Source organism: Streptomyces bambusae, from assembly GCF_020532645.1.
GTDB classification, from domain to species: Bacteria; Actinomycetota; Actinomycetes; order Streptomycetales; family Streptomycetaceae; genus Streptomyces; species Streptomyces bambusae.
Genome location: NZ_JAJAUZ010000121.1, coordinates 1 through 6784 on the forward strand (window position 1 = coordinate 1; position 6784 = coordinate 6784).

General features: G+C 69.0%; 7 protein-coding genes. 4 read left to right on the plus strand and 3 right to left on the minus strand.

Going from position 1 to position 6784, the window contains the following annotated elements; genetic code table 11:
* The first annotated feature begins 360 nt into the window (after positions 1-360).
* The 3 genes from LG634_RS37250 to LG634_RS37260 all read left to right on the plus strand — a co-directional run bounded on the left by LG634_RS37250 (position 361) and on the right by LG634_RS37260 (position 3953).
* Positions 361-1548 (plus strand): RICIN domain-containing protein, encoded by a 1188-nt coding sequence (locus LG634_RS37250; protein WP_226740956.1) that lies wholly within the window; start codon positions 361-363, stop codon positions 1546-1548.
* A gap of 196 nt (positions 1549-1744) precedes the next feature.
* Positions 1745-2905, plus strand: coding sequence for a hypothetical protein (locus LG634_RS37255; RefSeq protein WP_226740957.1), 1161 nt, complete (start codon positions 1745-1747; stop codon positions 2903-2905).
* A 271-nt stretch (positions 2906-3176) separates the two neighbouring features.
* Entirely contained in the window at positions 3177-3953 is a 777-nt protein-coding gene (locus LG634_RS37260; protein WP_226740958.1) for a hypothetical protein, read from the plus strand.
* Between the two features lie 286 nt (positions 3954-4239).
* On the opposite strand, the gene LG634_RS37270 is transcribed toward LG634_RS37260, so the two are convergent.
* Together LG634_RS37270 and LG634_RS37275 are read right to left on the minus strand one after the other, a co-directional pair.
* On the minus strand, positions 4240-4431 hold the full coding sequence (locus tag LG634_RS37270; protein ID WP_308072762.1) for a winged helix-turn-helix domain-containing protein: 192 nt from the start codon (positions 4429-4431) through the stop codon (positions 4240-4242).
* Between the two features lie 594 nt (positions 4432-5025).
* Positions 5026-5466, minus strand: a complete 441-nt coding sequence (locus LG634_RS37275; RefSeq protein ID WP_226740959.1) for a hypothetical protein — start codon at positions 5464-5466, stop codon at positions 5026-5028.
* Positions 5467-5857: 391 nt separating this feature from the next.
* Between LG634_RS37275 and LG634_RS37280 the strand changes: the two genes are divergently transcribed.
* On the plus strand, positions 5858-6304 hold the full coding sequence (locus tag LG634_RS37280) for a DUF6228 family protein (RefSeq protein ID WP_226740960.1): 447 nt from the start codon (positions 5858-5860) through the stop codon (positions 6302-6304).
* 169 nt (positions 6305-6473) lie between these two features.
* On the opposite strand, the gene LG634_RS37285 is transcribed toward LG634_RS37280, so the two are convergent.
* A partial coding sequence (locus LG634_RS37285; protein ID WP_226740961.1) for a hypothetical protein occupies positions 6474-6784 on the minus strand: 311 nt, incomplete at its 5' end.

Below are 6784 nucleotides of genomic sequence, written 5' to 3' on the forward strand. Positions count from 1 at the left end.
CCGGCATGCGGATGGTTCGGTGATGATGTACACGGGTCTTGCCGACGCGGCGGGTCTGATCCGGCCCTTCACCAGCAGCTACGGGGTCCCCGCCGCAGCCGGCTGGAACTGGAACGCCATCCAGCTCCCCTGACCACCCGGTCGGACCGACGCCGCGCGGACAGGCCCGGCGGACACCGCCGCACCCGACCCATCCCGCCGGCGCCCCGGACCGAGCGCACTGCCTCACCACCTGCCCGACCCCCAGCGGCAGGTTCCAGCCCACGACGTGAACCGCGTACGACGCCAGCGCTCAGCCACGCCCACGCCTTGGATCACGTCACCACGTCCACGTCCGAACCGAGAGTCGAGGATCCCGTCATGTCCGTCGCCACCCGGCCCCGCACCGGATTGCGCACCGCACTTCCGCTCCTCGCAGGCGCACTGACCGCAGCCCTGCTCACGGCCACCCCGACCCAGGCGGTCACGGGCCCCGAGGCCTTGAGCGGCACCCACTCCTACACCGCCACGCTGACGGTGGGTGGGGAAGCCGACTCCCGCGGCTGCTCCGCGACGCTCCTCAACCCGTGGTGGCTCGTCACCGCCACCAGCTGCCTCGTGGACGTCCCCGGCAGCGCCGCCAGCCGCGGCAGGCCGGCCCGCGCGACCACGGCGACCCTCGGCACGGGTCAGACCGTTCAGGTCGCCGAGCTGGTCCCGCGCGCCGACCGGGACCTTGCCCTCGTCCGCCTGACCGCCCCCGCGCAGGGCGTGGCCCCGGCCAGGTTCGCCGGCGCGGCTGCCGTGCCGGGCGGGGACCTCACGGCCGTCGGCCTCGGCCGGACCGCGACCGAGTGGGTGCCGGGCAAGGCCCACACGGCGTCCTTCTCGACGACGTCCGTCACTCCCACCACGCTGAACCTGGCCGGCCAGGGCAAGGCCCTGTGCAAGGGGGACGCCGGCGGGCCGGTCCTGAACCCCGCCGGCGAGGTGGTTGCCGTAGCGAGCCGGTCCTGGCAGGGCGGCTGCCTGGGAGCCGACCCGGCCGAAACCCGCACCGGCGCGATCGCCTCCCGCATCGACGACCTCGGCCAGTGGCTCACCGCCACCGCCGCCCACGGCCCCTACCTCGTGTACAACACCGTCACGGGCAAGTGCGCCGACATCCCCGACACGGGTCCCGGAAGGATCGACGGTCCGGTCAGCCAGTACACGTGCATCGGAGGGGCCGCGGACAACCAGCTCTTCCAATGGGACTACCGCGGCGCCGGCGCCGGCGGCAGCAGCGAGTACACGATCCGCAGCCCCAAGGACGGCCTCTGCCTCGACGTGCCCGACTACGGCGCGGTGGCAGCCGGCGCCAAGGTGAGCCAGTACACCTGCGTCGGAACCTCCGCCGACAACCAGCTCTTCACCCTCACCCCTCGGCCCGACGGCACCTTCTGGATCGTCAACGTCAAGAGCGGCCTGTGCCTCGACGTGGACGGCATCCGCACAGGCGGCAACGACGCCCGCCTCACCCTTTACCACTGCAGCGACCAGGACGACCACAACTGGAAACTGCTCTGAACCCTCTCCGCGCGGCCCCGGGACGAGCGGGCAACCGCAACCGCTCGCTTCTCGTCCCGGCCGAACGGCCTGGTCCGGTCGAGGTCTCCACCCGCGTTTCGCCGCGTCCACCCCGTCCATGGGAAAGCCACGGGTCCACCCTGGGGTGAGTGCCCCACCACCGGGGCGCAGCCGCCTGCCGGCGAAGGAGACGGACGTGCCGACCCGATTGCCCACTGTCGTGTTCCTGTGCTTGCTCTCCCTTGCGTACACCAGCGGTGCCGCCTTCGCGGAGCCCGGTGACTACGTCCTGGTCACCCAGAACCCCGTACTGGAGCACCACGAGGACGGCAGCGAGACGGTCGCCGTTTCGCTCCTCAACCTGACTCGCAAGGACGCGGTGGTCGAAGCAAAGGCCGTGCCGGTCCCCGCCCAGGGGAGCTGCACCGCCGTGGTGGAGTCGGGGTACGTGCTGAAGCCCGACCGCCAGTCCGAGGTCGTGGTGAGACTGAAGGACTGCACGATCGCCGAAGGGGACTCGTTCCGAGTGGACCTCCTGTCGGGAGGCACGGCCGTGCAGGTCACGGCGGCACCCGGTCCCAAACCGAGCCCGAACTGGGGCCTGCTGTACTGCTTCCTCTGGTCGCTGCTCGGCGCAGCGATCGTTGTGGGCGTCACGTTCGTCGCATGGGTGGGGAAGGCCAGGAGCGAGTGGGCAAGGCCGCTCAAGTACCTGGATGACAGCTGGTCGTTCAAGGATTCCGTAGCCAGTGACATGACGCTGCTGGCTGCAGCCTTCACCGGGGTTTTCGGTGCATCGGGTGTCCTGAAAGCACTGGGCGACAAGACTGATTCGGTGATGGCTCTGGCGACAGTGGGCTCAGCGGTCGGCCTCGGACTCGTAGGTGCCGCTCCCTTCGTCGTACAGGCCTTCCGCAAGGAGAACCACGTCACGGCTTGGGGTCTTGCCGTGGGAACCGTCGTCACCATGACCGGGACCGCCGGCCTGTTGTGGGTGGTCCTGCTCGCCGCCAGGGATCTCGAAATGGGTGACTTCGGGAGCGGTGAACTGTGGACCCTCGCCATCCTGGCCAGTGCTCTCCTGGCAATCTATGCCGGCACCAACACCTACCATTCCCTCAACGTCGGCAGCAGGCCTGACGCCGGCATGTCCCTCGACGAGACCGCTGCGGCCCTGGAAAAGCTGCAGGCCGAGGTCGCAAGGCTGCAGACGGAACTCGACCAGGACCTCAATGCGCTCGGAGAGCGGCGACCCATGACCGGGGCAGAGAGGCACAGGAAGCAGCGGGAATCCCTGGAGACGATCGGGCGCATCATCGACGACAAGCGCCGCCGAACGAAGTCGGCGATCTCCTGAACGCCGACAACGGCACGGCAGAGTCCGGGACCGCGGCTCCAGAGCGGACCTCTACGGACGACGTGTGGGGAGCGCGGAACAGCGTACGAACGTCTGAGGCAGTGCAGGGCAGGTCGGGGAACGTGCCCCGGCAGGGTGGCTGCGACGGCAGAATGGCGGCCTCGCGCCGTCCGTGTCAGCCCACGTCCTGCCTCGCTTGCGCGTGGGCTTGTCCTCAGGTCCCGGCACGAGCCCGTTCCGCTGCGCGGCGGCCTTCACGAGGGGATGCGACATGGACTACTGCACGTGCGGAGCACAGGCTGTGGGACGTTGCGTGGCTGGTGGGGAGCCCTTTTGCCGCCGGGAGTGTCGGACGTACCCCCACACGGTCCGGGACCTGCTGGCAGAGGCTGGCGAGCAGCCACAGGCCGAGTGGCACGGGCTGTTGTGTCCCTCGTGCTACCAGGACGCGATCGAGGTGGCTCTGCCGACCGTCGCACGCCATCTGCTCCGTACCGAGGCAGGATCGATCGAACGCGTTGTCCACCGGCTCGCATCCCGCCGGGGCTGGACCGACTCGGAGAACTACAACCAGACCCTCGGCCCGGACATCATCTCGGCCGTGGCCGGCCAGCGCCCCGCATGGCTGTTCAACAGTCTCCCGAGAACGCTGGCGGCGTTGTACGCCACGATGGCCCGGTCCCGCTCGCTGGCCCCCCGGCTTCGGGTACAGAACGAGGAGGTGAGCCACACCCCGACCCTCTTCAACAGACACAAGACGACCACAACGGTGACGCAGTTGGATGAGCTCCGCGCATGGCCGTTCGGCTACAGCACCGACAGAGGCTTCTCAAGACGTATCTACGTCGGGGCAGAAGGAATCCTGCTGGACGGTGATGGCTTCGGGGGGCCCATCAGGGACGGCACGATGACCATGCGCGGTGCGCCGGGCGAGGTGCGGAGGCGACTGAACGAGATGAACCGGAAACTTGCCGAGCCTGCGCACGAGGGCTACTTCGACGGCGACGCCGTGGACGTTCTCGCCCATGCGGTCTCCCGGCTGTTGTAGAGAGCACGCGGCGAGATGGGTCCGGCCGTCGCCGGTCAGGTCCCCGATGCCCGGCCAAGGCACCACAGGACGCGCCCCGTCAGTGGGCAGGTCACCCGTTGACGCCCCCCGGGGGTTCGGCCGTTGTCCCGCTCCGCCACTCGGGTGCCCTGGATGCGCCGTGCCGTACCTGCAACGCGGCGCAGTGGGCGCAGGACGAGTTCGGCGGCGAGCAGCGTCGTGGGGACCACGACGGCAAGGGTGGACAGAGCGGCGTAGTGCATGTGCCGGTCGAGGGCCTTGCGGCTCAGGTCGTCGATGGCAGGTCGACGACGAGGGAGTCGCCCTCTACCCGTAGTCCCATTACCTCGCGCAACAGCTTCCGCCGCGACAGAGCCGCCCCCGGCGCGGCCACGAACTCCAGGAGCAGGCGCAGCTCGGTCGGAGTGAGCGCGACCGGCTCGCCGTCGCGGCGGACCTCGAGCCCCCGTGTGTCCACCGTCAGATCACGGAAGACCCGCACGCTGTCCTCCGGCGAGGGGCGGCGGACCCGCCGTGAACTCGGCGCGGCGCAGCAGCGTACGGAGACGTGCGACCCACCCTCCACCAGCCGGACGTGCAACGGCTCGGCGCCCTGCTCCCGAGGGAGCCGAGGCCGTCCACGGCGATGCAGGTCCGGCCCTCACCGGCCACGGGTGGCCGGTCCCGTCGGCGATCGCGGCGGTGCGACCGTGGAGGCGGCCGCGATGCTGCCGTCGCCGACCAGGTCGCACACCCATCGCCACTCCATCTCTCCACTGCCGGCCGGCACGGGAATCCGTGTATCGGGGAGTCAGGGCAGGTGAGCATCGGGTCGGCGTACCGCGGTGGTTGGAGCCGGGCGTCGGCTGATACCGCGCAGGTTGACCCGGAAGTCCAACCTGCCGCTGTACGTCGGCGACTTGCGCCTCTGCGACTCTCGGGTGTGCGGCGCCCGCCACGAGACGATGTGGTGCGTGATCGTTGCGGATCGTTTGCAGTCGTATAGAAGCCCTAGTGGGCGGATGCCATGAAAACAGCGTCCGCCCACTGGAAACTATGCACTAATTTTCGATCAGAGATCCCGGGCGATGAAATGCACGCTTGCGCATTCGCCGTAGTCGACGATCTTACGGACGGGGTCCTTGACCACCAGCTGGCATTCCTGCAAGTAGATGCTCTTCATGTTCCCGGCGAAATTGAACGCGAAGTGCTTGTCCTTGCCGTGTCCGAGCTGGTTCCACACCTTCTCCGGGCGGCTCCCACCGTCGTTGTAAAGGGCCACGAGACGGAGGGCCGCGCCCTTGCCGTCACTCAGGGTGTCCCTTACGTCGCCGTCGATGTACCAGCGCCCGTCACTCCCCTTCCAGAACTCACCACGCGCCCATGTACCTGCGATATCAGCCTGCGTGTGGGTGAGATCCCAGCCGGGCAGCGCATGGGCGGGCGCCGATGCGAGAGCGAGGATGGCCGGGGCGCACACGGCTACGAGGGCAGCCTTGAGCTTGATTTTCACTTCTCTCCCTTGAAATGGGTGTCGCACCCGGTGTCACCGGATGCGAGGGAGACATTAATCGCGCGCTTCCCCAGCGGCTAGATCATTCTGCGAGGGTGACCAGAATGCTGCGCTCGAGGGACGTGGACATTCAGTCGACCGACCAAAAAGGGCGGGTCACTGCCCTCTCGGCAACAGTTGTGTGGGTGATCTTTCACATGCGGAGCGGCCAATATCGGCTCACGGAATACCGTATTCCTCTCGGCGTCCACCAGACTCCCTATGGTTGCAATCACAAAAAATACTGCGTTGGCTCATAGAGGGGGGCATCCCGCAGGGCGACCGCGTCCCATGGCCGCCCGTCCGAAAAAAGTGGCGGGGCGACCCCAGCCCTGTCCTCTAGCCTGTTCGCGTGATCGACTACGACGATTCCGGCAGGCTCGCGCTCCGCGTGGGCGACCCCGGACCGCACCCCGTCCACCTGCTGCTCTCAGAGCCGGCAAGGCCGTTCGGGGACGACCCGACGCTCGACTTCCTCGTGACGGCGCAGGGGCAATGGGTGCGCGTCGAGACCCTGGTGCGGACCTGGGAGGGCGACGACCTCGACGCCTTCCTCTCCGCGCTGGCCGAGGACTTCCGCGGCTGGGAAGGGGAGCGCACCTGGCGCTCCCTCGAACGCGATCTGACCCTGTCGGCGGAGCACCGCCCCGGCGGCCACGTCCACCTGACGTGGGGTATCCACGACCGGCCCCCGTCCGAGGAGTGGCACTTCACGACCACCACCGTGCACGCGGCCGGCGAGGAGATGCGCCACCTCGCCGCCGAAATCCACACGTTCCTCACCAGCGAGGTCCGCTAGCCGGAACGCCTTCCGAGCCGGGACACCACCCCGTGAGGCGAAGCTCTGGCCTCGGCCTTCGCGCACGGCGCCGGGTGCCCCGGGTCGTCCACGCCGCCCGCACCGTGCCGATCCGGCGGCCAGCGGCCGGGGCCCGGTCGCAGGTTCGCCAGGACGAGACCCCAGGGCGCTACTGGATGAAGAGGTAGAGCTGCTCGATGGGCAGTGCCCGGCCTTCGGTGCCGACGACGACGTGGCTCATGTCGCCGCCCGGATGCGAACCGGCGACGTCCCCGATGTTGCGGACGTGGGCGCGGCCGCCGGCCCGGCGGTCGGCCGGGGCGTAGAACTCGACGGCTTCGATGGCCGTGTTCATGCCCGTGGTGCCGATCATGATGTCGCGGCCGTGCTCGGCGCACTGAAGGCTGCTGTCCCAGCCGTAGTTGCTGCGGTGGGCGCGGAAGCACCCCGTCCAGTACCCGTTGATGTGGATGCGCAGGG

Excerpts from the sequence above, each read along its gene's own strand:
- LG634_RS37250 (WP_226740956.1), top strand. The coding sequence starts at position 361 with ATGTCCGTCGCCACCCGGCCCCGCACCGGATTGCGCACCGCACTTCCG.
- LG634_RS37260 (WP_226740958.1), top strand. The coding sequence starts at position 3,177 with ATGGACTACTGCACGTGCGGAGCACAGGCTGTGGGACGTTGCGTGGCT.